Below are 24155 nucleotides of genomic sequence, written 5' to 3'. Positions count from 1 at the left end.
CGTTTTACGGAGCAATGCCCAGCAGTTCGACGTCGAAGGTCAGCGTCGCGTTCGGACCGATCGGACCGCCCGGGGTGCCCTGCTCGCCATAGGCCAGCTCCCCCGGGATCCAGAAGCGGTACTTGGCGCCGACCGGCATCAGCTGCACGCCTTCCGACCAGCCCTTGACCACCTGGTCAAGGCCGAACTCGATCGGCTGGCCACGCTGGATGCTGCTGTCGAAGACGGTGCCGTCGAGCAGCTTGCCTTCGTAATGCACCTTGACCTTGCTGGTGGGGAGCGGGCGCTCGCCCGAACCGGGACGGATCACCTGGTACTGCAGGCCCGACGCGGTGGTGACCACGCCCGGCACGGTCTTGTTCTTGGCCATGAAGTCATTGCCGGCGCGGCGGTTGGTCTCGCCCTGTGCGGCGGCCTTGGCCTGCATTTCCGCCTGCTGGGCGGCCATGAAGCCTTCCATCGTGGCCTGGGCCTGTTCGGCGGTCATCTTCGGGGTGCCCTTGGCAAACGCGGTCTGCACGGCGTCGAACAGCGCGTCCAGGTCGACCTGGTCCTTCAGCGGCGCCAGCGACGGGCCCACGGCATAGCTGCCGAGCATCAGGCCTACCTTCTCACGATCCACCTTCGGCGCGGGGGTGCCCGGGGCCATGCCCGGAACCGGCTGGCCAGCCTTGACGGCCATGGCCATGCGCAGCGACTGGTCGGTCTTCTGGGCTTCTTCCTGGGTGATCAGCGGCTGCTTGCCTTCGAAGGCATTGCTCACCGCACGACGCAGGGCCGCGATGTCGATCTGGTCGGCAATGGGCTCGAAGGACTTGGCCACGTCCATACCAATGGCGTAGCCGACTTTTTCACGCTGGGAGGTCAAAGCAGAAGTCTCCTTGGCGGCCGCGCCTGCGGCCGGTTGTTGCGACATCACGGTACCGGTGGCACCCATCGCCAGAATCAGAACCGACGCCGCAGCGCCGCGCATTCCCATCTTCATTTGCTGCTTTCCTGGAAGTGACTGGACGCCGACGTCGGCGCGAAAGCGATCATTGTCGCACGCACGTGCGAGATGTCGAGGATGTCAGCGCTTTGCAGGCGCAACGGACAGCTCACGTTCGATTGCCGCCACCAGTTGCTTGTCGTCGGGCTTGACCTTGCTGGAGAACTGCGCCACCACCCGACCATCGCGCGACAGCAGGTATTTGTGGAAGTTCCAGCCGGGCGCAACGCCGGTGGCGGCGGTCAGGCGCTGGTACAGCGGCGTGGCGTCGGTGCCGGTGACCTGCACTTTCTGGAACATCGGGAACTTCACGCCATAGGTAAGCGTGCAGAACTCCTGGATCTCCTTCTCGCTGCCCGGCTCCTGGCCCTTGAAATCATTGGACGGGAAGCCCAGCACCGAGAAGCCGCGCGCGGCGTATCGGGTCTGCAGCCCTTCCAGCGCCTCGTACTGCGGGGTGAAGCCGCATTTGCTGGCGGTATTGACCACCAGCAGCACCTTGCCGCCGTACTGCTTTTCCAGGTTCACCTCGGTCTTGCCGGCCAGCGGCCGGTAGTTGAGGTCAAGCAGATCGGCGGCCTGGGCGGACCCGGCGCCCAGCATCCCGACCAGCAGCAGCCCACTGCCCCAGCGGCGGGCGCGCGCCCGGGTGGCGTGGAACGGGGAAGTCGCGCGGTGGGACTGGGGCATTGGAAACTCCGGTAAAGAGGCTGGAAAACCCTGTCCTGCAGGGGAAGGCGGACTATATCACCGGGGGTTTCAGTGCGCGGTTGACGCACATGGTCGTCACGCGGCTGAATACCCGCAGACTGATCCCGGCGCACCGCGGCACCATCAATCGCTTGATAATCAATGCGTTAACGCGATCGCGCCGCCATCGTCATGCCCCTGCCATCAGTTGGGGTGTGTCGGGTATTGCACTTGGCTGTGCCGGTGTTATAGTTGCATACAACACCAGTCACCTGATGCAGGGGAAGCCCATGAACCGCATGCGCCACCACTCCGCCAAAGCCCTGACAGCCGCCTCCGCGCTGCTGTTGCTGGGCTGGTTCAGCATCCCTGCCGGTGACCGTGGCAGCGAGACCGCCACCGGTGCGTTTGAAAGCCCGCAGGACGCAGGCGTCATCCAGGCAGGGAACGCCGACGGCGCCCCCACGCCTCCCCGCCGGCTGCACAGCTCCCTGTCCATGCCTTACTTCTCATTCGCACAGTCGCTGAACCCACGGAGCTGACCATGAGCGATATCCAATGGAGCGATGGTGCTCCGATCTACCGTCAGCTGAAAGAACGCGTGATTGCCATGATGCTCGACAGCATCATCAAGCCCGGCGACGCGCTGCCTTCGGTTCGACAGGTGGCCGCCGAGTACCAGCTCAATCCCATCACCGTTTCGCGCGCCTACCAGGAACTGGCCGATGAAGGCCTGGTCGAGAAGCGCCGCGGCCTGGGCATGTTCATGACCGAAGAAGCGGCCACGCAGCTGCGCAGCAGCGAGCGCGACCGGTTCCTCAATGAAGAATGGCCGCTGGTCCTGGAGCGCATCCAGCGCCTGGGCCTGCGCCTCGACGAATTGCTGCCCCAGGGGAAATCCTCATGAATGCCGTTGCTAGTGATGTCGTCATTTCCGCTCGTGGCCTGCGCAAGGCCTACAAATCCACGCTCGCGCTGGACAACACCAGCTTCACCATCGCCCCGGGCCGGATCACCGGCCTGATCGGCCCCAACGGCGCGGGCAAGACCACCCTGCTCAAGGCGCTGCTGGGCCTGACCCAGGTCGAGGGCGAGCTGAGCGTGCTGGGCCTGGACCCGACCGTGCAGCGCAACGCGCTGATGAATGATGTGTGCTTCATCGCCGACGTGGCGGTGCTGCCGCGCTGGATGAAGGTGCGCGAGGCGATCGATTTCGTCGCCGGGGTCCACCCGCGCTTCGATCGTGCCCGCTGCGAACGCTTCCTGGCCTCCACCAAGCTGCAGCCGCGCCAGCGCGTACGTGAACTGTCCAAGGGCATGATCGTGCAGCTGCACCTGGCGCTGGTGATGGCCATCGACGCCAAGGTGCTGGTGCTGGACGAGCCCACCCTGGGCCTGGACATCCTGTACCGCAAGGAGTTCTACCAGCGCCTGCTGGAAGACTATTTCGACGAGCAGAAGACGATCATCGTGACCACCCACCAGGTGGAAGAGATCGAACACATCCTCACCGACGTGATGTTCATCCGCGACGGCCGCATCGTGCTCACCACCGACATGGAAGACGTCGGCGAGCGCTACACCGAAGTGCTGGTGTCGGCCGAAACGCTGGAAGCGGCGCGTGCGCTGAAGCCGATCGACGAGCGCAGCCTGCCGTTCGGCAAGACCGTGCTGCTGTTCGACGGGGTGCCGCGCGCCCAGCTCACGCCGCTTGGCGAAATCCGCAGCCCGGGGCTGGCGGATCTGTTCGTGGCCATCATGAAGGGAACCTACGCATGAACACCGTCCACTTCCACCCCATCAGCAAGGCCAGCACCTTCAAGTGGCTGCTCAAGCGCGAGTACTGGGAAAACCGCGGCGGTTTTCTGTGGGCACCGCTGATCGCCGGCGGCATTTCGCTGGTGATGAGCCTGATCGGCATCCTGCTCGGCCTGTGGGGCCTGCGCCGTGCGGCCGAGAGCGGTGACCTGCACATCGACAACACCAACATCAACGTCAACGGCCTGGATCTGAAGCTGTTGACCGCCCACATGGATGCCAAGGCCATGGCCGACCTGGGCAACACCCTGGACGCCACCCTGGTACTGAGCTCGCTGTGGCCGTTCGTGGTGCTGGCCTTCGTGGTGTTCTTCTACTGCCTGGGTGCCCTGTACGACGACCGCCGCGACCGCAGCATCCTGTTCTGGAAGTCGCTGCCGCTGTCGGACACGCAGACCGTGCTGTCCAAGGCGCTGAGCGCGCTGCTGGTGGCCCCGGTGATCGCGGTGATCGCGTCGGTGCTGACCATGTTCGGCTTCATGGCGATCCTCTCGGTGGTGGTGCTGGCCCATGGCGGCAACCCGCTCACCTTGATCTGGGGCCCGGCCAGCCCGCTGGCGTTCGTGGCCAGCCACCTGTCCTGGCTGCCGGTGTACCTGCTGTGGGCCCTGCCGACCGTGGGCTGGCTGCTGATGTGGTCGGCGTGGGCCAAGTCCAAGCCGTTCCTGTGGGCCGTCATGCTGCCGCTGTTTGCCGGCATCATCGTCAGCACCACCCACGTCATGAATCTGTTCAACATGACCAGCGGCTGGTTCTGGCAGCACATCGTCGGCCGCCTGCTGCTGGGCACGCTGCCGGGCAGCGACCTGTTCTACCGCACCGACCAGCTGCAGTCGGTGATGCGCGACAGCGACAACGTGGCGGCCGCCCTGTCCCCGGCCAGCCAGCTGGCCGCGCTGGCACTGCCCGAGCTGTGGATCGGCGCCGCCTTCGGTGTCGTGTTCATCATCGTCGCCATCCGCCTGCGCCGCCGCGCTGGCGAAATCTGATCCCGCCCCTTCGAGGACCCGCCCATGATCCGCAAGCTCGTCGTCGCTTCCCTGCTGTTGCTGCCGCTGACCGCACTGGCCGATGAACCGCAGTGCCGGTTCAACGCCCCGCGTGACCTCAAGCTCGACGTCGCCGGCGCGAAAGCCGTGGTATTCGAGGTGAACCAGCACGACCTGGTGCTGCAGGCCGGCCCGGGCGCAGCCCAGCTCAGTGGCCGCGCCTGCGCCTCCAATGCGGACTGGTTGAGCCAGCTGACCGTGACCCAGAAAAAGGTTGGCGACAAGCTGGTGGTTCAGCTGCAGCGCGAAAACCAGGGCCTGAACTGGAACACCGGCGGCAGCAACTACGCCTACCTGGACCTGCGCGGCACCATCCCGGACAACGTGCTGGTGCAGATGAAGGTCGGCTCGGGCGATGCCAGCGTGACCGGGGCGCATTCGCTCAGCGCCGATGTCGGCTCGGGCGACATCAAGCTGCGCGACATCAAGGGGCTGGTGACGGCGGCGATCGGCTCGGGCGATGTGGAGCTCGACGGCGCCGGTGCACTGAACCTGCTGTCGATCGGCTCGGGCGATTTCACCGCCCGCAACCTGCGCGGCAACGCCACGGTCGGCACGATCGGCTCGGGCGACCTCACCCTGGACGGGGTCGCCGGCAATGTCGATATCAAGACGGTCGGTTCGGGCGACGTGGACCTGCGCCAGGTCAAGGGCAACGTCAGCCTGGGCAACATCGGTTCGGGCGATTTCGAAGCCCGCGCGGTGGGCGGCAGCGTCAAGGTCGAGCGGCACGGCTCGGGCGACGTGACGGTCCGCGATGTGGGCGGCGACCTGACGGTGGCCAACAGCGGCAGCGGCGACATCAACCACAGCGACGTGCGCGGCAAGCTGCAGCTGCCGCGCGGCAAATAAGGGGACCCCACCATGAACATGCGACTGCTGCTGCCCACCCTGCTGCTGTGCCTGCCGTTGGCGGCCTGCAGCAACACGGATTCAAACAAGACCGACCCGGCCACCGGCAAGCCGGTGGTGGATGCCGATTCGATCGGCAAGAAGGTCAAGGACGCCACGGACAAGGCGCGGGTGGAAATCGCCCAGGGCAACATCAAGATTTCCAACGACCAAAACGACAAGGCCGAAATCACCCCGCAGGGCGACCTGCTGATCAACGGCAAGGCGGTCACCATCGATGCCCAGCAGCGGGCGCTGCTGATGGACTACCGCAAGCAGGTGGAAAAGCTGGCGGGCGCAGGCATGGACATCGGCGTGGCCGGTGCCAGCCTGGGCGTGAAGGCCGCTGGCGAAGCCCTGCGCGGGGTGTTCTCCGGCGACACGCAGGGCATCGAGGAGAAGGTGAACGCCGAAGCGGCCAAGATCGAAGCCAGCGCCAAGCAGCTGTGCGAGCTGCTGCCGACGATGATGGCCAAGCAGCAGGCGCTGGCGGCGGCGCTGCCGGCCTTCAAGCCTTACGCCACCATGGACCAGAGCGACGTCGACGACTGCCATAACTGAGCCGTCGCCACCTGCGACATCCGGTCGCAGGCAGGCCCGCTACACGGGGGGAGGGCTACACTAGCCCTCCCCTTTTTTATGCACTGCCGGCCATGAAGAAGCTGTACCTCCTGCTGTTGGCCCTGTTCTGCCTTGCCGCCACCGGCTGCGACCAGGAATACCGCAACCACCGCGTCGAGCGCAGCAAGCCGAAGATCACCGTCAGCGACGGCATGGTCACCGTGCGCCGCGCGCCGGCGCCGAACATCATCGTGCTGCCCAACGGCCACATGAAGATCGACGAGATCGAAATTCCGCTCGACGACAGCCAGCACGCGCTGCTGCAGCAGATGTTCGGCCAGCTTCAGGTGTTGCGCCAGAACACGCTCACCGATGCCCCGTACGACCCGGACAAACGCGCGGTGAAGATCCAGGTGCCGCCGGGCATGCAGCCGATCCCGCCGGACCTGGTCACGCGTGTTCCGCAGTTCAAGGATTACACCGAGACGTTCGACAACCTGATGGCGGATCGGCGGTAAGCGCGTAAGTCAAACGCCAGAGCCTTGGTCTGCGGGATTCTGCGCGCAGGGCCGGCGGGTGCGGGGGTACGGGGGGCGCCGTGAACCCATCCATGGGGGCTCTTGCGAAACATCCATGTTTCGCAAAGCCCCCGTACCCCCGCACCCGCCGACCCTCAGACAGGTGGCTGGTGCGCAACGGAGATCAACGGCAACGGCAACGGCAACGCCGATTGTTTTCATGCGTCATCGAACGTGGTGGCGTTCCGTGCGGTCGTTTGGGAACCGACCCTACCCCGCCCCCCGCGAAATCAGCGCAACCGCGTAGAGCCACGCCATGCGTGGCTGCTTCTCCCATCCGCCAGCGACCACCTGTCTGGGGCGGCCGGCGGGCAGCCCCCGTAGGGACTGTCAAAAACATGGATGTTTTTGCCAAGCCCCAATGGACGGGTTTACGGCGTGTCCCGTAGGGGGCTGCCCGACGGCCGCCCCGCTCGCAGAGATGGAAACGCTGCTCTTGGCTGTTGGCTGTTGGCTGTTAGCGCTTAACCGCCGCCACCACCACCGGCATGAATGCCGCCAGCCGTCAGCGCCGCCGGATCCAGCAACCGGCGCAGTTCGGCTTCGGACAGACCGCTGTCTTCCTTGGCCACGTCCAAGACCGGCCGCTGCTCCTTGTAGGCACGCTTGGCGATGGCGGCTGCTTTTTCGTACCCGATGATCGGGTTCAGCGCCGTCACCAGGATCGGGTTGCGGCCCAGCGCCTCGCGTACGCGGTCTTCGCGCACTTTCAGCCCGGCGATGGCCGTGTCGGCCAGCAGCCGCGAGATGTTGGAGAGCAGGCCGATGCCATCCAGCAGGTTGGCCGCGATCAGCGGCAGCGTCACGTTCAACTGGAAGTTGCCCGTCTGCCCCGCCACCGTGATCGCCGTGTGGTGCCCGATCACCTGCGCGCACACCATCACCGTCGCCTCCGGAATCACCGGATTGACCTTGCCCGGCATGATCGAACTGCCCGGCTGCAGCGCCGGCAGCTCGATCTCGCCCAGGCCCGCCAGCGGACCGGCATTCATCCAGCGCAGGTCGTTGGCAATCTTGATCAATGCCACCGCCAGCGCATTGAGCTGGCCCGACAGCTCGACCGCATCGTCCTGCGCGGCCAGGCCCTCGAACTTGTTTTCCGCGCTGTCAAAGCGCACCCCGGTCTGCTGCTTCAGGCGCTTGGCCACCCGCTCGCCGAAGCGCGGGTCCGCATTGATGCCCGTGCCGATCGCCGTGCCACCCAGCGGCAGCCGGCGCAGCCGCTTCAGGCTGTCTTCCAGGCGCTCCTGCGCCGACGACAACTGCGCCGACCAGGCACCGAATTCCTGTTCAAAGGTCAGCGGCATCGCATCCATCAGGTGCGTGCGACCGGTCTTGACCACCTTGCGCAGCGCGCGGCCACGCTTGTCGATGGTCTTGCGCAGGTGCGCCAGCGCCGGCAGCAGCTGCTCCTGTACGCCCAGCAGCGCCGATACCCGCAACGCCGTCGGGATCACATCGTTCGAGCTCTGGCCCTGGTTGACGTGGTCGTTCGGATGCACCGTGGTCTTGCCCGCCTTGCCCGCGCGGTTGGCCAGCGTGGCGATGACCTCGTTGGCATTCATGTTCGACGACGTGCCCGACCCGGTCTGGTAGATGTCGATCGGGAAGTGCGCATCGTGGCGGCCCTCGGCCACTTCGTCGGCCGCGCTTTCAATGGCCTTGCCGATGTTCTTCGGCAGGTGGCCCAGCTCGGCGTTGACCGCCGCTGCGGCGCCCTTCACCAGGCCCAGCGCGCGGATGAAACCGCGCGGCATGCGTTGGCCCGAGACCGGGAAGTTGTCCACCGCGCGCTGTGTCTGCGCGCCCCACAGCGCATCTGCAGGCACCTGCAGTTCGCCCATGCTGTCGTGCTCGGTCCTGAAACCCTTGCTCATTGCATCACTCCGCGATTCTTTCAGTTGGGAAAGGGAACGGCGGCTGGCAACGGGCCTTCATTCCCTGGCTGGCGGCTGCGGTCACGATACTCCCAAGCGGGAATGAATCCCAACGGCAGCTGGCATCGGCTAGACTCGGAATTCGTGTTCATTCAGGCATCACCTCTTTCCATGGGCGACCCATGATCGTCGGCAACCTGCTGCTCCTGTTGCTGGCCCTGTTCCTCGTAGTGCTCAACGGCTTCTTCGTGGCCGCCGAGTTCGCCCTGGTCAAACTGCGCCACACCCAGGCCGTCGGCCTGGCTGCCAGGCACGGCTGGCGCGGCCGCCTCCTGCTCAACGTGCATTCGCACCTGGATGCCTACCTCTCGGCCTGCCAGCTCGGCATCACCCTGTCCTCGCTGGGCCTGGGCTGGGTCGGTGAGCCCGCGTTCGCGCACCTGCTGCAGCCGCTGTTCGATGCCCTCGGCATGGGCCCGGAAGGTGCACGCCTGACCGCCTTCATCATCGCCTTCAGCCTGATCTCGTTCCTGCACATCGTGCTGGGCGAACTGGCGCCGAAGTCCATGGCCATCCGCCGTCCCGAAGCCATGTCGCTGTGGACCGCCGCGCCGCTGTACCTGTTCTACTGGGCCATGTTCCCGGCCATCTGGCTGCTCAACCACAGCGCCAACGCGCTGCTGCGGCTGGCCGGCTGGGGCGATGTCGAGCACACCTCGCACCGCTACTCCCGCGAAGAGCTCAAGCTCATCGTCGCCCGCCAGCAGCCCGGCGCCGGCGCACCGGACCAGGACCTGACCCTGATGAGCCACGCGCTGGAGTTGCCCGAACTGGTGGCCGGCGACCTGATGCGCCCGCGCGAGCACATGCGCGTGTTCCGCCAGGGCATGGACCTGGCCGGGGTGATGGCCGAGTTCGCCGAAAGCCGCTACAGCCGCTACCCGTGGTTCGACAGCGATGGCGAGGAAGTGCTGGGCATCCTGCACATGAAGGACCTGCTGGTGGAGATCGCCCGCGGCCAGCCCACCGACGACCTGCGCGCCCTGCTGCGCCCGGCCAACCTGATCGCGCTGGAAACCCCGGTCACCGCCGTGCTTGAGCGCTTCCGCACCGGCACGACGCACATGGCCCTGTGCGTCGAGGAACACGGCCGCATCCTGGGCTACTTCACCCTGGAAGACCTGCTGGAAGTGGTGGTCGGCGATATCGAGGACGAGCACCCGCACGTGGTCAAGGATGCCCCCACCCGGGGCGCCGACGGCACCCTGCTGGTAGCCGGCTCCACCTCCATCTTCCGCCTGGAACGCCTGCTGGGCCGCGACCTGGCCGCGCCCGAGCACCTCAATTCGGTCGGCGGGCTGATCGTGCACCAACTGCAGCGCCTGCCCGAAGAAGGCGAGGAAGTGCGCATCGACGGCCAGCTGTTCACCGTCAAGCGCATGGCCGGCCACCGCATCCAGGCCGTCACCGTACGGCTGGCGCCCGAAGAGGCCGACGAGGACCCCGGGGCAGCGTAGAATGACGGCCCCCGCCGTCATCGCCTGCGCCCGCCATGTCCGAATTCGCCCTGCTCGCCCTGTCCCCGCTTGATGGCCGCTATGCCGGCAAGGTCGACGCCCTGCGCCCGATCTTCTCCGAATATGGCCTGATCAAGGCCCGCGTGAAGGTCGAAGTGGAGTGGCTGCTGGCCCTGGCCAACGAACCGGGCATCGCCGAGCTGGCACCGTTTCCGGCCGCTGCCGTCGCGCGCCTGCGCGCCCTGGCCGACGGGTTCGCCCCGGCCCACGCCGCCCGGGTGAAGGAAATCGAGCGCACCACCAACCACGACGTCAAGGCCGTGGAGTACTTCATCAAGGAACAGCTCAAGGACGACGCCGAGCTGGCCCCGGCCCTGGAGTTCGTGCATTTCGCCTGCACCAGCGAAGACATCAACAACCTCAGCTACGGCCTGATGCTGGAAGAAGCCCGCCGCACCGTGCTGCTGCCGTCGCTGGACGACATCGCCGCCCGCCTGCGCGCCCTGGCCCATGCCCAGGCCGAACAGCCGATGCTGTCGCGCACCCACGGCCAGACCGCCTCGCCCACCACCCTGGGCAAGGAAGTGGCCAACGTGGTCGCCCGCCTGGAGCGCCAGCGCCGCCAGATCGCTGCGGTCGAGCTGACCGGCAAGATCAATGGCGCGGTAGGCAACTACAACGCCCACGCCATCGCCTACCCCGACGTGGACTGGCCGGCCTTCGCCAAGCGCTTCGTCGAAAGCCTGGGCCTGGTGTTCAACCCCTACACCACCCAGATCGAGCCGCACGACAACATCGCCGAAATCGGCGACGCCGCCCGCCGCGCCAACATCATCCTGATCGACCTGGCCCGCGACATCTGGGGCTACATCTCGCTGGGCTACTTCAAGCAGAAGCTCAAGGAAGGCGAAGTCGGCTCGTCGACCATGCCGCACAAGGTCAACCCGATCGACTTCGAAAACGCCGAAGGCAACTTCGGCATCGCCAACGCCCTGTTCGAGCATTTCAGCGCCAAACTGCCGATCAGCCGCTGGCAGCGCGACCTCACCGACTCCACCGTGCTGCGCGCGGTGGGCACCGCCTTCGGCCACAGCCAAGTCGCACTGGACTCGCTGGCCAAGGGCCTGGGCAAGCTGACCGTGAACCCCGAACGCCTCAACGCCGACCTGGACGCGGCGTGGGAAGTGCTGGCCGAAGCCGTGCAGACGGTGATGCGCCGCCATGGCCTGCCCAACCCCTACGAACAGCTCAAGGCCCTGACCCGTGGCCAGGGCATCACCGCCGAATCGATGAAGGCGTTCGTGGAGTCGCTGGACCTGCCGGAAGACGCCAAGCAGGGCCTGCGCGAGCTGACCCCGGGTGGGTATATCGGCCTGGCCGCCGATCTGGCCAAGGCGATCTGATCGCGTTGATCAGGCACTGACCCCGGACGGGGCGCCGGAATATCCGGTGCCCCGTTTTCGTTTGGCGCCGCGTGGGCCGACCAACGGTCGGCGCTACCGGGGCACGCGCGACAGTGCGACGCAGGTGCAGATCCCGTTCAACCAGCGGACAATGGCGGGACGAGCGCGCGCTTCGTCTGCTGCGCCAATCGCATTCCGTCTACACGCTTCAAGGATTCCCCCATGGCCGTCCGCAAGACCAAAACCCCCGTCATCGAAGTCCAGGCCCGCCCCGGCCTGCCGCTGGGCATGCCCGCCGCGACGTTCCTGCGCGACTACTGGCAGAAGCGCCCGCTGCTGATCCGCGGCGCCTTCCCCGACTTTGAAACCCCGCTCCAGCCCGAAGACCTGGCCGGCCTGGCCTGCGAGGAAACCGCCCTCGCCCGCCTGATCAGCCACGACCGCGCCACCGACGGCTGGTCCGTGCGCACCGGCCCGTTCCAGGAAGAAGAATTCCCCGGCATGCCCGACCACGACTGGACCCTGCTGGTCCAGGACGTAGACAAATGGGACCCCGATGTCCGCGCCCTGATCAGCCACTTCGACTTCCTGCCGCGCTGGCGCATGGACGATGTGATGGTCAGCTTCGCCGCCACCGGCGGCTCGGTCGGCGCCCACGTCGACCAGTACGACGTGTTCCTGCTGCAGGCCCATGGCCACCGCCGCTGGCAGATCGACGCCAGCGAATCCACCAAGGGCAAGCGCCCCCCGCTGGAGTTCCGCAACGACGTCGAACTCAAGCTGCTGCGCCGCTTCAAGCCCACCCACGACTGGGTGCTCGAGCCCGGCGACATGCTGTACCTGCCGCCCAACGTCCCCCATAACGGCGTGGCCGAAGACCCCTGCCTGACCTTCTCCTTCGGCATGCGCGCGCCCGCCTCCGCCGAGCTCATCAGCGACTACCTGGACACCCTGATCATGGATGCCGACGAGGCCATCCGTTACCAGGACCCGGACCTGAAGGTGCCCGAAGACCCCAACGAAATCGACGCCGTGGCCATGGGCCGCGTGGTCCAGGCCCTCAACGCCATCCGCATGAACGACCCCGACCGCCTCGGCGACTGGTTCGGCCGCTTCATCACCACCTACCGCGCCGCCGGTGACGTGGTCGCCTCCGGCGAACCGCTCCCGCGCGAAGACATCGAAGCCGCCCTGGCCGAAGGCATCGAGCTCGGCCGCCACCCCTGGGCACGCCTGGCCTGGCGCCGGGCCAAGCGGGGTGCCAGCCTGTACTGCAGCGGCCTCGAATTCGCCCTGCCGGTGAAGGATGCCCAGGCCCTGGCCGCCGCCGAACAGATCGGTGGTGCCCTGTACCAGAAGCTCTCGGCCAAGGGCCGCGACGCCCTGCACGCGCTGGTGGCCGGTGGCTATTACCAGCTGCTCGACGGCGACGCGTTCGACGACGAAGACGAGTACGAAGAGGACGCGGTGGGCGAATACGAAATCATCGACGCCACCGAAACCGTCGAGGTCCTCGAGGATGAAGACGTCGAAGCCAACGTGCACGAAGTGACCATCCACGACGATGGCGTCGAAGTGATCGTCGATTTCGACGACACCGACGACAGCGACGACGACCAGGCCGTCGGCACCCCCGACGGCGGCGCCGGCTCCTGACATGAGCGGGCCCGGCAGCGCCGACCCGCACCTGCGCCGCCTGCCGGGCGGCGCGGTCGCCATCGACAATGCCGACGAGGCGGTGGCCATCACCACCGCCGTGGTCGAGCGCGCCCGCCGCCAGCTGTGGCTGCACAGCCGCGTGCTCGACCCCGGCCTGCTCGATGCACCGCCGGTGCTGGACGCCCTGCGCCGCTTCGCCACCGCCCGCCACGACAAGCAGGTCCGGCTGATCGTCCACGACGCGGCCGCCATCGCCCAGGCCGGCTCGCCCCTGCTGGGCCTGGTCCAGCGCCTGCCCACCGTGTTCCGGGTGCGCCAGGTGACCGACCCGATCGACCGCGCCCTCGCCTCCGCCTGCCTGCTCAACGATGCCGGCGACTACTACTTTCGTCTGAGTGGGCTCCGTTACGACGGTGAAGCCGGGCTCGCCATGCCCGCACGTTCGCGGCCGTTGCAGGACGGTTTGCAGCGCGTATGGGAACGTTCGCGCGATTGCAGCGAGCTGCGCGCGCTCGGCTTCTAGTCCCGTTCCGGGTCCTGAACCTGTCTGGGAATGACACCACGGCCCCGCCACAGGCCGTTCCGGTGCCCCTTCCTGTCTCGATGGGGGTACAATTTGGACCGTTAGATACCGCCCGTGCAGGGCTATTCATTTTCCCTGCCGGATCATCGAAGCCTTACCCCACAAGCGAATCCGACCCTCCATCGTGGACAATCTACTGAAGCAGTTTGCGCAGTCTTCGCAGCTCGCCGGCGGCAACGCCTCCTATATCGAGGATCTGTACGAGCAGTACCTCGTTTCTCCGGACAGTGTCGATCCCAAATGGAAGACCTACTTCGACGGCTTCAAGGGCCGCGAAGCCGGTGACATTCCGCATTCGGCCGTCATCGCCCATATCGCCGACGCCGCCAAAAACGCCGTCAAGGGCGGCGGCAACTCCGGTGCCAGCGACGAACGCGAGCGCAATGTCGGTCGCCTGATCACGGCGTACCGGTCGCGCGGCCACCTGGACGCCCGCCTGGACCCGCTGGGCCTGGCCCAGGCCGTCAACTCGCCGGACCTTGGCCTGCCGTTCCACAGCCTGTCCGAGGGTGACCTCAACGCCGAGTTCAGCACCGGCGGTGTCGGTGGCCAGCCGCGCATGAAGCTGCGCGACCTGCTGGAGCGCCTGAAGAAGACCTACACCGGCTCGATCGGTGCGGAATTCATGCACATCTCCGAGGTCGAGCAGCGCCAGTGGATCTACCAGCGCCTGGAACTGGCCGGTGGCAACTACAGCCTGGACGCTGACACCCAGCGCCGCACGCTGGAGCGCCTGACCGCTGCCGAAGGCCTGGAACGCTACCTGCACACCAAATACGTCGGCCAGAAGCGCTTCTCGCTGGAAGGCGGCGATTCGCTGATCCCGATGATGGACACCATCATCCGTGACGCCGGCAAGGATGGCGTCAAGGACGTGGTGATCGGCATGGCCCACCGTGGCCGCCTCAACGTGCTGGTCAACACCCTGGGCAAGAACCCGCGCAAGCTGTTCGACGAGTTCGAAGGCAAGTTCGAGCACGACGAGCACGCCTCGGCCGGCGACGTGAAGTACCACATGGGCTTCTCGGCCGACGTGGCCACCGACGGTGGCCCGGTCCACCTGGCGCTGGCGTTCAACCCGTCGCACCTGGAAATCGCCGACCCGGTCGTGGCCGGTTCCGTGCGTTCGCGCCAGGAGCGCCGCAAGGACACCGCCCGCAAGCAGGTCATGCCGATCCTGATCCACGGCGACGCGGCCTTCTCCGGCCAGGGCGTGGTGATGGAACTGTTCCAGATGTCGCAGGCCCGCGGCTTTGCCGTCGGTGGCACCGTGCACATCGTGGTGAACAACCAGGTTGGCTTCACCACGTCGAACCCGGAAGACACCCGCTCGACCCGTTACGCCACCGACGTGGCCAAGATGATCGCAGCCCCGGTGCTGCACGTGAACGGTGACGATCCGGAAGCGGTGGTGTTCGCCGCCAGGCTGGCCTTCGAGTTCCGCCAGAAGTTCGCCAAGGACGTGGTCATCGACCTGATGTGCTACCGCCGTTGGGGCCACAACGAGGCCGACGAACCGGCGATCACCCAGCCGCTGATGTACCAGGTCATCCGTAAGCACCAGACCACCCGCGAGCTGTACGCCGCGCAGCTGGAACAGGCCGGCGTGATCGCCGCCGGTGCCGGCAAGGCGATGGTCGATGCCTACCGCGAGAAGCTGGACGCCGGTGAAGTCACCACCGAACTGGCCAAGGTCGAAAAGACCCCGCCGAGCAGCGCGCTGTTCGTGGATTGGCCCAAGCTGCTGGAAGGCAAGCTGTCCGACCCGGTCTCCACCAAGGTGGACCCGGCGAAGCTGAAGCAGCTGGCCGACCTGATCAACACCGTGCCGGCCGAAGTGGAACTGCACTCGCGCGTGGCCAAGGTGTACGACGACCGCCGCAAGATGGCCGCCGGCGAGATCCCGGGCGACTGGGGCTTTGCCGAGAACCTGGCCTACGCCACCCTGCTCGACGAAGGCCATGCACTGCGCCTGGTCGGCCAGGACGTGGGCCGCGGTACGTTCACCCACCGCCACGCGATCCTGCACGACCAGAAGACCGACAACTACTACCTGCCGCTGCGGCAGCTGGTGGATTCGCCGGAGAAGGCCAGCATCATCGATTCGCTGCTCAGCGAAGAAGCGGTGATGGCCTACGAGTACGGGTTCTCGACCACCGATCCCAACACCCTGTGCATCTGGGAAGGCCAGTTCGGCGATTTCGCCAACGGCGCCCAGGTGGTGATCGACCAGTTCATCGCTGCCGGCGAAGCCAAGTGGGGCCGTATCACCGGCCTGACCCTGCTGCTGCCGCACGGTTATGAAGGGCAAGGCCCGGAACACAGCTCGGCGCGCCTGGAGCGCTTCCTGCAGCTGTGCGCGCTGGAAAACATGCTGGTGGTGGTGCCGTCGACCCCGGCGCAGGCGTTCCACATGTTGCGCCGCCAGATGCACCTGACCACCCGCAAGCCGCTGGTGGTGATGTCGCCCAAGTCGCTGCTGCGCCACAAGCTGGCCGTGTCGACCCTGGACGAGCTGGCCAACGGCGAGTTCCAGCACCTGATCGGCGATGCCAACGCAGAAGCCAAGAAGGTCAAGCGCGTGGTGCTGTGTTCGGGCAAGGTCTACTACGACCTGCTGGAAGACCAGACCAAGCGCGGCCAGGACGACGTTGCCATCATCCGCGTGGAACAGCTGTACCCGTTCCCGCGCGCGCTGCTGGCGGCCGAACTGAAGAAGTACGGCAAGGCCACCGACGTGGTGTGGACGCAGGAAGAACCGCAGAACCAGGGCGCGTGGTACCAGATCCGCCACCACCTGCAGTTCTGCCTGGCCGATGGCCAGAGCCTGCACTACGCCGGTCGCGCCCGCTCGGCCTCCCCGGCTGCCGGTCACATGGCCGACCACATCATCGAACAGCAGAAGCTGGTCGCCGATGCCTTGGTCAACCCGTTCAACGACGCGGTCGCTGAATAACTTTCCCCTCATTCCAGAAAAGACAAACCAGGAAGCCCCCGCATGGCCACCGAAGTCAAAGCCCCGGTACTGCCCGAATCCGTCGCCGACGGCACCATCGCCACCTGGCACAAGAAGGTCGGCGACGCCGTCAAGCGTGACGAAAACCTGCTCGACCTGGAAACCGACAAGGTCGTGCTGGAAGTGCCGTCGCCGGTTGATGGCGTGCTGAAGGAAATCAAGTTCGAGGTGGGTGCCACCGTGACCTCGAGCCAGGTCGTGGCGGTCATCGAGGAAGGTGCCGTGGCTGCTGCCCCGGCTCCGGCTGCTGCTGAAGCCAAGCCGGCCGCTGCTGCGCCGGCCGCTGCCGCTGCTCCGGCCGCTGCTGCCGCGCCGGCCCCGGCGTCGAAGTCCGCTGCCGATGCCCTGCCCCCGGGCGCGCGCTTCAGCGCCATCACCGAAGGTGTGAACCCGGCCGATGTGGACGGCACCGGCCGTCGCGGCGCGGTGACCAAGGAAGACATCGTCAACTTCGCCCGCAACGGCGGCGCCGGCAAGGCCGGTGGCGCACGTCCGGAAGAACGCGTGCCGATGACCCGCATCCGCAAGCGCATCGCCGAACGCCTGATGGAGTCCAAGAACTCCACCGCCATGCTGACCACCTTCAACGAAGTCGACCTGTCCAAGGTGTCGGCCGCGCGCAAGGACCTGCAGGACGAGTTCGTCAAGGCGCACGGCATCAAGCTGGGCTTCATGAGCTTCTTCGTGAAGGCCGCCGCCAACGCGCTGCAGCGCTTCCCGCTGGTCAACGCCTCGATCGACGGCGACGACATCATCTACCACGGCTACTCGGACATCTCCATCGCGGTCTCGACCGAGAAGGGCCTGGTCACGCCGGTGCTGCGCAACGTCGAGCGCATGTCGTTCGCCGACATCGAAAAGACCATTGCCGACTACGCCAAGAAGGCCCGTGACGGCAAGCTGAGCCTGGAAGAACTGCAGGGCGGCACCTTCACCGTGACCAACGGCGGCACCTTCGGTTCGCTGCTGTCCACTCCGATCATCAACCCGCCGCAGAGCGCCATCCTGGGCATGCACGCCATCAAGGAGCGTCCGATCGCCCAGAACGGCCAGGTCGTGATCGCGCCGATGATGTACCTGGCGATGTCCTACGACCACCGCATCATCGACGGCAAGGATTCGGTGCAGTTCCTGGTGGACATCAAGAACCAGCTGGAAAACCCGGGCCGCATGCTGTTCGGCCTGTAAGACCTCCCGCCCCTCCGCGCCTGCGCGGAGGGGTTCTGGTAAAGCATCAAGGAATTTTCAATGGCTGAACAATTCGACGTTGTCGTCATCGGTGCCGGTCCGGCCGGCTACCACGCCGCCATCCGCGCCGCGCAGCTGGGTCTGAAGACCGCCTGCATCGACGCTGCCCTCGGCAAGGATGGCAAGCCGGCGCTGGGCGGTACCTGCCTGCGCGTGGGCTGCATCCCGTCCAAGGCGCTGCTGGACTCCTCGCGCCAGTTCTGGAACATGGGCCACATCTTTGGCGACCACGGCATCAGCTTCAAGGACGCCAAGATGGACGTCGAGGCGATGGTTGGCCGCAAGGACAAGATCGTCAAGCAGTTCACCGGCGGCATCGCCATGCTGTTCAAGGCCAACAAGGTCACCGCCTACTACGGTTTCGGTGAACTGCAGCCGGGCAACGTGGTCAAGGTCACCCAGCACGACGGCGAAGTCGTCGAGCTCAAGGGCACCAACGTGATCATCGCCGCCGGTTCGGATTCGATCGAACTGCCGTTCGCCAAGTTCGACGGCGAGACCATCGTCGACAACGTCGGCGGCCTGGACTTCACCGAAGTCCCGGCGCGCCTGGCCGTGATCGGCGCCGGTGTGATCGGCCTGGAACTGGGCAGCGTGTGGAAGCGCCTCGGCGCCGAAGTGACCATCCTGGAAGCGCTGCCGACCTTCCTGGCCGCTGCCGATGCCGAAGTGGGCAAGGTTGCCGCCAAGGAATTCAAGAAGCAGGGCCTGGACATCCGTCTGGGTGCCAAGGTATCCAAGGCCGAAGTGACCGGCAAGGGCAAGAAGAAGGAAGTCGCCCTGACCTACACCGACGCCGAAGGCGAAAAGAGCCTGGTGGTGGACAAGCTGCTGGTGGCCGTCGGCCGCCGCGCCGCGACCAAGGGCCTGCTGGCCGAAGGTACCGGCGTGAAGGTCAACGAGCGTGGCCAGATCGAAGTGGACGACCATTGCCACACCGGCGTTGATGGCGTGTGGGCGGTCGGCGACTGCGTGCGCGGCCCGATGCTGGCGCACAAGGGCTTCGAGGAAGGCATCGCGGTAGCCGAGCTGATCGCGGGCCTGCCGGGCCACGTCAACATGGACACCATTCCGTGGGTCATCTACACCGAGCCGGAACTGGCCTGGGTAGGCAAGACCGAAGAGCAGCTGAAGGCCGAAGGCATTCCGTACAAGGCCGGCAGCTTCCCGTTCGCCGCCAACGGCCGCGCCGTGGCGATGATCGAGCCGGCTGGCTTCGTCAAGGTCCTGGCCCACGCCGAGACCGACCGCATCCTGGGCATGCACCTGGTCGGCGCGAACGTGTCCGAGCTGGTCCACGAAGGCGTGCTGACCATGGAGTTCAGTGGTTCGGCCGACGACCTGGCCCGCATCTGCCACGCCCACCCGTCCCTGTCGGAAGTCGTCCACGACGCCGCCATGGCCGTGAGCAAGCGCGCGATCCACAAGGCCAACTGACCGGCCCCGTGGTGATGCAACGAAAAACCCCGCCTCGGCGGGGTTTTTTGTGGGCGTACGCCGTCCACTCGACGCATTGCCCCGCGTAGAGCCGACTGTCAGTCGGCTGCCGTAGGCGCGATCCCGGAACACCGCGCTGCGCGCGATAGCCGACTGACAGTCGGCTCTACCGTGCTATGGCCGACTGACAGTCGGCTCTACCGTGCTGTCGCCATGCGGCCGCCACCCAGCAGGCGTGCGGGCAGCATGAGCAGTGCACCCAGGAACGCGAACAGCGCCGAGAAGGTGATGCCGACCAGGCGGAACGGCAGGCTCAGCAGCCACACGAACGGCCAGGCCAGCAGGGCCAGGATCGCCAGCGGCCAGTACAGGACGAACAGCAGGCACCACACGCCGAGCGCGAACAGGGTCTTCATGACGGTCTCCAGGGCGGCACCTTGCCGCGGCAGGACCACGTTGCCGCCCTGCCCGGCCGGGTTCAACCGGTTTGCGACGAAACCCCGGATCCGCCGACGAAACCTTATTCGAAAGACCCCACCGAATCGTGCGAGAGGTTGTCGAACCGGGTGTACTCGCCGAAGAACTTGAGCTTGCACGAGCCGGTCGGGCCGCCTCTGTGCTTGCCGATGATGATCTCGGCCAGCCCCTTGTCCGGGGAATTTTCCTTGTTGTAGTAATCGTCGCGGTAGATGAACACGATCATGTCCGCGTCCTGCTCGATTGCGCCGGATTCGCGAAGGTCGGCCATCACCGGGCGTTTGTCGGTTCGGGTTTCCAGCGAGCGGTTGAGCTGGGACAGTGCGATCACCGGCACGTTCAGTTCCTTGGCCAGGCCCTTGAGCGAACGCGAGATTTCCGAGATTTCGGTGGCGCGGTTTTCGCTGTTGCCCGGCACGCTCATCAGCTGCAGGTAGTCGATCACGATCAACCCCAGGTCATGCTCGCGCTTGAGGCGGCGGCACTTGGAGCGCAGGATCTCCGGCGACACGCCCGGCGTGTCGTCGATGAAGATCTTGGTTTCCTTCAGCATGCGGATGGCGCCGGTGACCCGGCTCCAGTCCTCGTCTTCCAGCTGGCCGGTACGCAGGCGCTGGGCGTTGATGCGGCCGTTGGAGGAAATCAGGCGCATGGCCAGCTGCGACGCCGACATTTCCATCGAGAACACCGCCACGCCCTTCTTGGACTTGATGGCGGCGTACTCGGCGATGTTCAGCGCGAAGGTGGTCTTGCCCATGGCCGGTCGCGCGGCCAGGATGATCAGGTCGGTCGGCTGCAGGCCGGCGGTCATCGCGTCGAAGTCGGCGTAGCCGGTGGGCAGGCCGGTGATGTTGCCGCCGTTCTCGAAGCGGTTGCGCAGCTCTTCGAAGGCGTCCTTCAGCGCGCCGGGCATCGCCACGAAATCGGTGCGGCCACGCGCGCCCTGCTCGGCGATGGCGAACACCGATTTTTCCGCGGCCGACAGCAGTTCGCTGCTCTCGCGGCCTTCCGGCTGGAAACCATCGTTGACGATGTCGGTGCCGACCTGGATCAGCTGCCGCAGCACCGCCTTGTCGCGCACGATCTCGGCATAGGCCGAGATGTTGGCCGCCGACGGGGTGGTGCTGGCCAGTTCGATCAGGTAGGCGCCATCGCCGACCAGTTCCATCTTGCCCTGCGATTCGAACCACTCGCCCAGGGTCACCGCATCGAACGGGCGGTCGCGCTCGGACAGCTCGCGGATCGCCCGGTAGATGGTCTGGTGGTCGCGCCGGTAGAAGTCGGTTTCGGTCAGCTGGTCGTTGATCCGGTCGTAGCTTTCCGGGGCCAGCATCAAGCCGCCCAGCACCGCCTGTTCGGCCTCGATCGAATGCGGAGGCACGCGCAGCGCGTCGATGCGCATCTCGTCGCGATCAAAGCGGTCACCGCGGTCTTTGCGGTCGGAACGGAAGCCGGAGCGGGCGGACATGAGGGGGTGTTCTTCCTGCAGAGTGGAGCGAGGGACATGGTAGGCACGGAGCGGCCGCCACAGCCATGCACAACCCTGTGGATAAGCGGTGGATAGCCTTGCGTACCGGGCGCAGACGGCACGAACAACGGTCGTGCCCTACCGGTTGCAGGTCCGCGTGACCGGCCGGATGCCGACCCTGTCGGGTAGCGCACGACCGTGGGTCGTGCGCGTTGCCGCGCATTATCGCAGAACCACCGGGTTCAATGCTGACCGCCGTGGGTGGCGATCCACGCCAGGAACTTGTCCACGAAGCCCTGCAGGAAGTCGCGGGTGCCCTCGTTGCTGATGGTTCCCTGCCCGTCGATCAGCCCTTCCTTGAAATGAATGAACGCTTCGGGCTGGCCCAGCACCGGCATGTCCAGGTAGGCCAGGATGTTGCGCAGGTGCTGCTGGGCCAGCGCGGTGCCGATGGCGCCGATGGAGGCGCCGATGACGGCCGCCGGCTTGCCGGCGAAGGCGCTGTGGCCGTACGGCCGCGAGCCGATGTCGATGGCGTTCTTGAGCACCCCGGGCACCGAACGGTTGTATTCGGGGGTGACGAACAGCACCGCATCGGCCTTCTTGATCTGCTCCTTCAGGCGAAGGCCTTCGGCCGGGTAATCCTTGTCGAAGTCCTGGTTGTACAGCGGCAGGTCGCCGATCTGCACGTACTCGAAACTGGCCTTTCCGGCGGCCAGCTTCTCCAGCGCATGGGCCAGGGCCTGGTTGTGCGAGCCGGTGCGCAGGCTGCCGACCAGCACGGCGATGGTGGGGGTTGCCATGAAGGAGCTCCGTTCGGGGGGGAACGACCAGCGTAGGCATGACAGGTGTTGCGCACGGTGAAGGCGTCCATGGGACACGCATGGCGTGTCGCTACGCTGCCATCCCCGGGCGTAGGGACACGCCATGCGTGTCCGGCGCGGTGCCGGTCACGCGCGCGGAACCGCCGCCCTCGCCTCTTTCCAATGCGCCTGCCAGGCCTGGAACATCAGCACGTTCCACAGATGGGTATGCCATTTGCGCTCGCCCTGCTGGAACTGCTTCCACAGGGGAACAATGGCATCCACATGGAACACCCCTTCGGCCTGCAACCGCACCGGATCCAGCAGTTCATCGGCCCAGTCGCGCAGGTCGCCCTTCAACCATGCGCTGACCGGCGCACCAAACCCGCGCTTGGGCCGGTGCACCATGTCCTGCGGCACGTAACGGCCCAGCACCCGCTTCAGCATGTACTTGCTCACCCCATCGCGCTGCTTCATCGACAGCGGCAGCGACCAGGCGAACTCGGCCACGCGCCAGTCCAGCAGCGGCGCCCGCGCCTCCAGGCTGACCGCCATGCTGGTGCGGTCCACCTTGCACAGCAGGTCATCAGGCAGGTACGTACTGAAATCGGCCAGCATCATCGCGTCGGCCGGCGAGCCGGCGCCGTGCAGCGGGTCGGCCAGGTCATAGAAGCTGCCCGCGCCGCGCGCGCCGATCACCGCGGACACCGGGTCGCGCCAGCGCGAAATGCGGTTGCGGTACACATCGCCGATGCCGCGCGCCCCGGTTTCGGCCAGCAGCGCAGCCAGGCCGCCGGTGCGCGAGGCCTCGCCCTGGGTCTGCGAATGGGCGGCCATCCAGCGCCGCAGCGGCGCCGGCACCCGGCCCAGCAGCGTCCAGTTGCGCAGCGCGCGCTGGTAGCGGCTGTAGCCGAAGAACAGCTCATCGCCGCCGTCGCCGGACAGCGCCACGGTCACCGCGCTGCGCGCCAGCCGTGCCACCAGCGCGGTCGGCACCTGCGAGGCATCGGCGAAGGGCTCGTCGAACATCGCCGGCAGCGCCGGCACCACCGCCAGCGCATCGGCGCCGCTGACATACAGCTCGGTGTGGTCGGTGCCCAGGTGGGTGGCCAGGGCCTTGGCCAGCGGCGCCTCATCGTGGTCGGAGCCCTGGAACCCGATGCTGAAACTGTGGATCGGCGTGGACGACTGCGACTGCATCAGTGCCGCCACCACCGACGAATCGGTACCGCCAGAGAGGAACACGCCCACCGGCACGTCGGCTACCATGCGCAGCCCGACCGCATCGCGCAGCAGGGCATCGAGCTGGTTCTCGGCCTCCTCGTCGCTGCCCACGAACGGCGAGGCCAGCGCCTGCTGCATGCGCTCCCGCGCATTCCAGAACGGCAGCTGCTGCTGGTCGGGGCGGTGCGCGGCCGCACCGGCGGCCACCGCGGCGGCATCCAGGCGCAGCGCCCGGCCCGGCATCAGCTTGAAACAGCGTTCGTGAATGCAGTGCGGGGCCGGAATGTAGTCCAACCGCATCAGCAGGGTCAGCGCGTCGCGGTCGATATCGTTGTCGAACGCGGGGTGCTGCCACAGCGCCTTCAGTTCCGAGCCGAACACCAGCGTATCGCCGGCCCAGCCGTAGTACAGCGGCTTTTTGCCGACCCGGTCGCGGGCCAGCCACAGGCACTGCTCGGCGCGGTCCCACAGGGCGATGGCGAACATGCCGTTGGCACGCTGCAGGGTCTCGTCCAGGCCCCAGGCCACGAACGCGGCCAGCAGCACTTCGGTGTCGGAATGCCCACGGAAGGCGTGGCCGCGCGCCTCCAGCTCCAGCCGCAGCGCGGCGAAGTTGTAGACTTCGCCGTTGTAGGCCAGCACATAGCGGCCATCGTCGGACGCCATCGGCTGGTGGCCCAGCGGCGACAGGTCCAGGATGCTCAGCCGGCGGTGCGCCAGCGCGATGCCGCTGGCCGCGTCGGCCCACACCCCGCTGTCATCGGGACCACGGTGCAGCAGCGCATCGCCCATGCGGCGCGCCTGCTGTTCCAACGCGGCCTGCTCCCGTACCGGGGCGGCCAGCAACATTCCTGCCAGTCCACACATG

21 protein-coding genes are annotated in these 24155 nt (G+C 66.6%); 14 read left to right on the top strand and 7 right to left on the bottom strand.

Going from position 1 to position 24155, the window contains the following annotated elements:
• Nucleotides 1-4: 4 nt before the first annotated feature.
• Together QE395_RS07060 and QE395_RS07055 are read right to left on the bottom strand one after the other, a co-directional pair.
• A complete protein-coding gene (locus QE395_RS07060; RefSeq protein WP_095362750.1) occupies nt 5-985 on the bottom strand; it encodes an FKBP-type peptidyl-prolyl cis-trans isomerase in 981 nt (326 codons plus the stop codon).
• Nucleotides 986-1069: 84 nt separating this feature from the next.
• Entirely contained in the window at nt 1070-1591 is a 522-nt protein-coding gene (locus QE395_RS07055; RefSeq protein WP_095362877.1) for a glutathione peroxidase, read from the bottom strand.
• An 86-nt stretch (nt 1592-1677) separates the two neighbouring features.
• Here QE395_RS07055 and QE395_RS07050 point away from each other — a divergent pair, with 86 nt between their 5' ends.
• The 7 genes from QE395_RS07050 (at nt 1678) to QE395_RS07020 (ending at nt 6515) form a co-directional block, all read left to right on the top strand.
• Nucleotides 1678-2220 carry a hypothetical protein gene (locus QE395_RS07050; protein ID WP_249832763.1) on the top strand — a complete coding sequence of 181 codons (543 nt, stop codon included), beginning with the start codon at nt 1678-1680 and terminating at the stop codon, nt 2218-2220.
• A gap of 2 nt (nt 2221-2222) precedes the next feature.
• Nucleotides 2223-2585 (top strand): GntR family transcriptional regulator, encoded by a 363-nt coding sequence (locus QE395_RS07045; protein ID WP_068852958.1) that lies wholly within the window; start codon nt 2223-2225, stop codon nt 2583-2585.
• Entirely contained in the window at nt 2582-3457 is an 876-nt protein-coding gene (locus QE395_RS07040; RefSeq protein WP_093532528.1) for an ABC transporter ATP-binding protein, read from the top strand. Before QE395_RS07045 ends, QE395_RS07040 begins: the two co-directional genes overlap by 4 nt.
• Nucleotides 3454-4485 carry a hypothetical protein gene (locus tag QE395_RS07035; RefSeq protein WP_249832764.1) on the top strand — a complete coding sequence of 344 codons (1032 nt, stop codon included), beginning with the start codon at nt 3454-3456 and terminating at the stop codon, nt 4483-4485. Before QE395_RS07040 ends, QE395_RS07035 begins: the two co-directional genes overlap by 4 nt.
• Nucleotides 4486-4509: 24 nt before the next feature.
• Nucleotides 4510-5397, top strand: coding sequence for a DUF4097 family beta strand repeat-containing protein (locus QE395_RS07030; RefSeq protein ID WP_249832765.1), 888 nt, complete (start codon nt 4510-4512; stop codon nt 5395-5397).
• A gap of 12 nt (nt 5398-5409) precedes the next feature.
• The gene (locus tag QE395_RS07025; protein WP_249832766.1) at nt 5410-5997 is read left to right on the top strand and encodes a DUF2884 family protein; all 588 of its coding nucleotides are present in this window, start codon (nt 5410-5412) and stop codon (nt 5995-5997) included.
• A 92-nt stretch (nt 5998-6089) separates the two neighbouring features.
• Nucleotides 6090-6515: a hypothetical protein gene (locus tag QE395_RS07020; RefSeq protein ID WP_093532526.1), complete on the top strand. Its 426-nt coding sequence runs from the start codon at nt 6090-6092 to the stop codon at nt 6513-6515.
• A 524-nt stretch (nt 6516-7039) separates the two neighbouring features.
• Here QE395_RS07020 and QE395_RS07015 read toward each other — a convergent pair.
• A complete protein-coding gene (locus QE395_RS07015; RefSeq protein WP_306988193.1) occupies nt 7040-8452 on the bottom strand; it encodes a class II fumarate hydratase in 1413 nt (470 codons plus the stop codon).
• Nucleotides 8453-8634: 182 nt separating this feature from the next.
• Here QE395_RS07015 and QE395_RS07010 point away from each other — a divergent pair, with 182 nt between their 5' ends.
• The 7 genes from QE395_RS07010 to lpdA all read left to right on the top strand — a co-directional run bounded on the left by QE395_RS07010 (nt 8635) and on the right by lpdA (nt 19315).
• A complete protein-coding gene (locus tag QE395_RS07010; protein WP_245356557.1) occupies nt 8635-9969 on the top strand; it encodes a hemolysin family protein in 1335 nt (444 codons plus the stop codon).
• 35 nt (nt 9970-10004) lie between these two features.
• Nucleotides 10005-11372, top strand: coding sequence for an adenylosuccinate lyase (gene purB, locus QE395_RS07005; protein ID WP_249832768.1), 1368 nt, complete (start codon nt 10005-10007; stop codon nt 11370-11372).
• Nucleotides 11373-11594: 222 nt separating this feature from the next.
• Nucleotides 11595-13028, top strand: a complete 1434-nt coding sequence (locus QE395_RS07000; RefSeq protein WP_249832769.1) for a cupin domain-containing protein — start codon at nt 11595-11597, stop codon at nt 13026-13028.
• 1 nt (nt 13029) lies between these two features.
• Nucleotides 13030-13554 carry a hypothetical protein gene (locus QE395_RS06995; RefSeq protein WP_249832770.1) on the top strand — a complete coding sequence of 175 codons (525 nt, stop codon included), beginning with the start codon at nt 13030-13032 and terminating at the stop codon, nt 13552-13554.
• Nucleotides 13555-13738: 184 nt separating this feature from the next.
• Complete coding sequence (locus tag QE395_RS06990) at nt 13739-16570, top strand: 2-oxoglutarate dehydrogenase E1 component (protein ID WP_068852984.1); 2832 nt, start codon at nt 13739-13741, stop codon at nt 16568-16570.
• Nucleotides 16571-16612: 42 nt separating this feature from the next.
• Nucleotides 16613-17818, top strand: a complete 1206-nt coding sequence (sucB, locus tag QE395_RS06985) for a dihydrolipoyllysine-residue succinyltransferase (protein ID WP_068852987.1) — start codon at nt 16613-16615, stop codon at nt 17816-17818.
• A 60-nt stretch (nt 17819-17878) separates the two neighbouring features.
• Entirely contained in the window at nt 17879-19315 is a 1437-nt protein-coding gene (lpdA, locus tag QE395_RS06980) for a dihydrolipoyl dehydrogenase (RefSeq protein WP_068852991.1), read from the top strand.
• 197 nt (nt 19316-19512) lie between these two features.
• Here the strand turns inward: lpdA and QE395_RS06975 are convergent, their stop codons facing one another.
• The 4 genes from QE395_RS06975 to asnB all read right to left on the bottom strand — a co-directional run bounded on the left by QE395_RS06975 (nt 19513) and on the right by asnB (nt 24154).
• A complete protein-coding gene (locus QE395_RS06975) occupies nt 19513-19731 on the bottom strand; it encodes a hypothetical protein (protein ID WP_249832772.1) in 219 nt (72 codons plus the stop codon).
• Nucleotides 19732-19835: 104 nt separating this feature from the next.
• Nucleotides 19836-21260, bottom strand: coding sequence for a replicative DNA helicase (locus QE395_RS06970; RefSeq protein WP_068852994.1), 1425 nt, complete (start codon nt 21258-21260; stop codon nt 19836-19838).
• Nucleotides 21261-21502: 242 nt separating this feature from the next.
• Nucleotides 21503-22063 (bottom strand): NAD(P)H-dependent oxidoreductase, encoded by a 561-nt coding sequence (locus QE395_RS06965; protein WP_093532523.1) that lies wholly within the window; start codon nt 22061-22063, stop codon nt 21503-21505.
• 147 nt (nt 22064-22210) lie between these two features.
• Nucleotides 22211-24154 carry an asparagine synthase (glutamine-hydrolyzing) gene (gene asnB / locus QE395_RS06960; RefSeq protein ID WP_306988186.1) on the bottom strand — a complete coding sequence of 648 codons (1944 nt, stop codon included), beginning with the start codon at nt 24152-24154 and terminating at the stop codon, nt 22211-22213.
• Nucleotide 24155: the final 1 nt, after the last annotated feature.

The organism is Stenotrophomonas sp. SORGH_AS_0282, from assembly GCF_030818125.1.
Lineage (GTDB): Bacteria > Pseudomonadota > Gammaproteobacteria > Xanthomonadales > Xanthomonadaceae > Stenotrophomonas > Stenotrophomonas rhizophila_A.
Note: the sequence above shows the minus strand (reverse complement) of the source record. Positions and strands in the feature narration are given on the sequence as shown.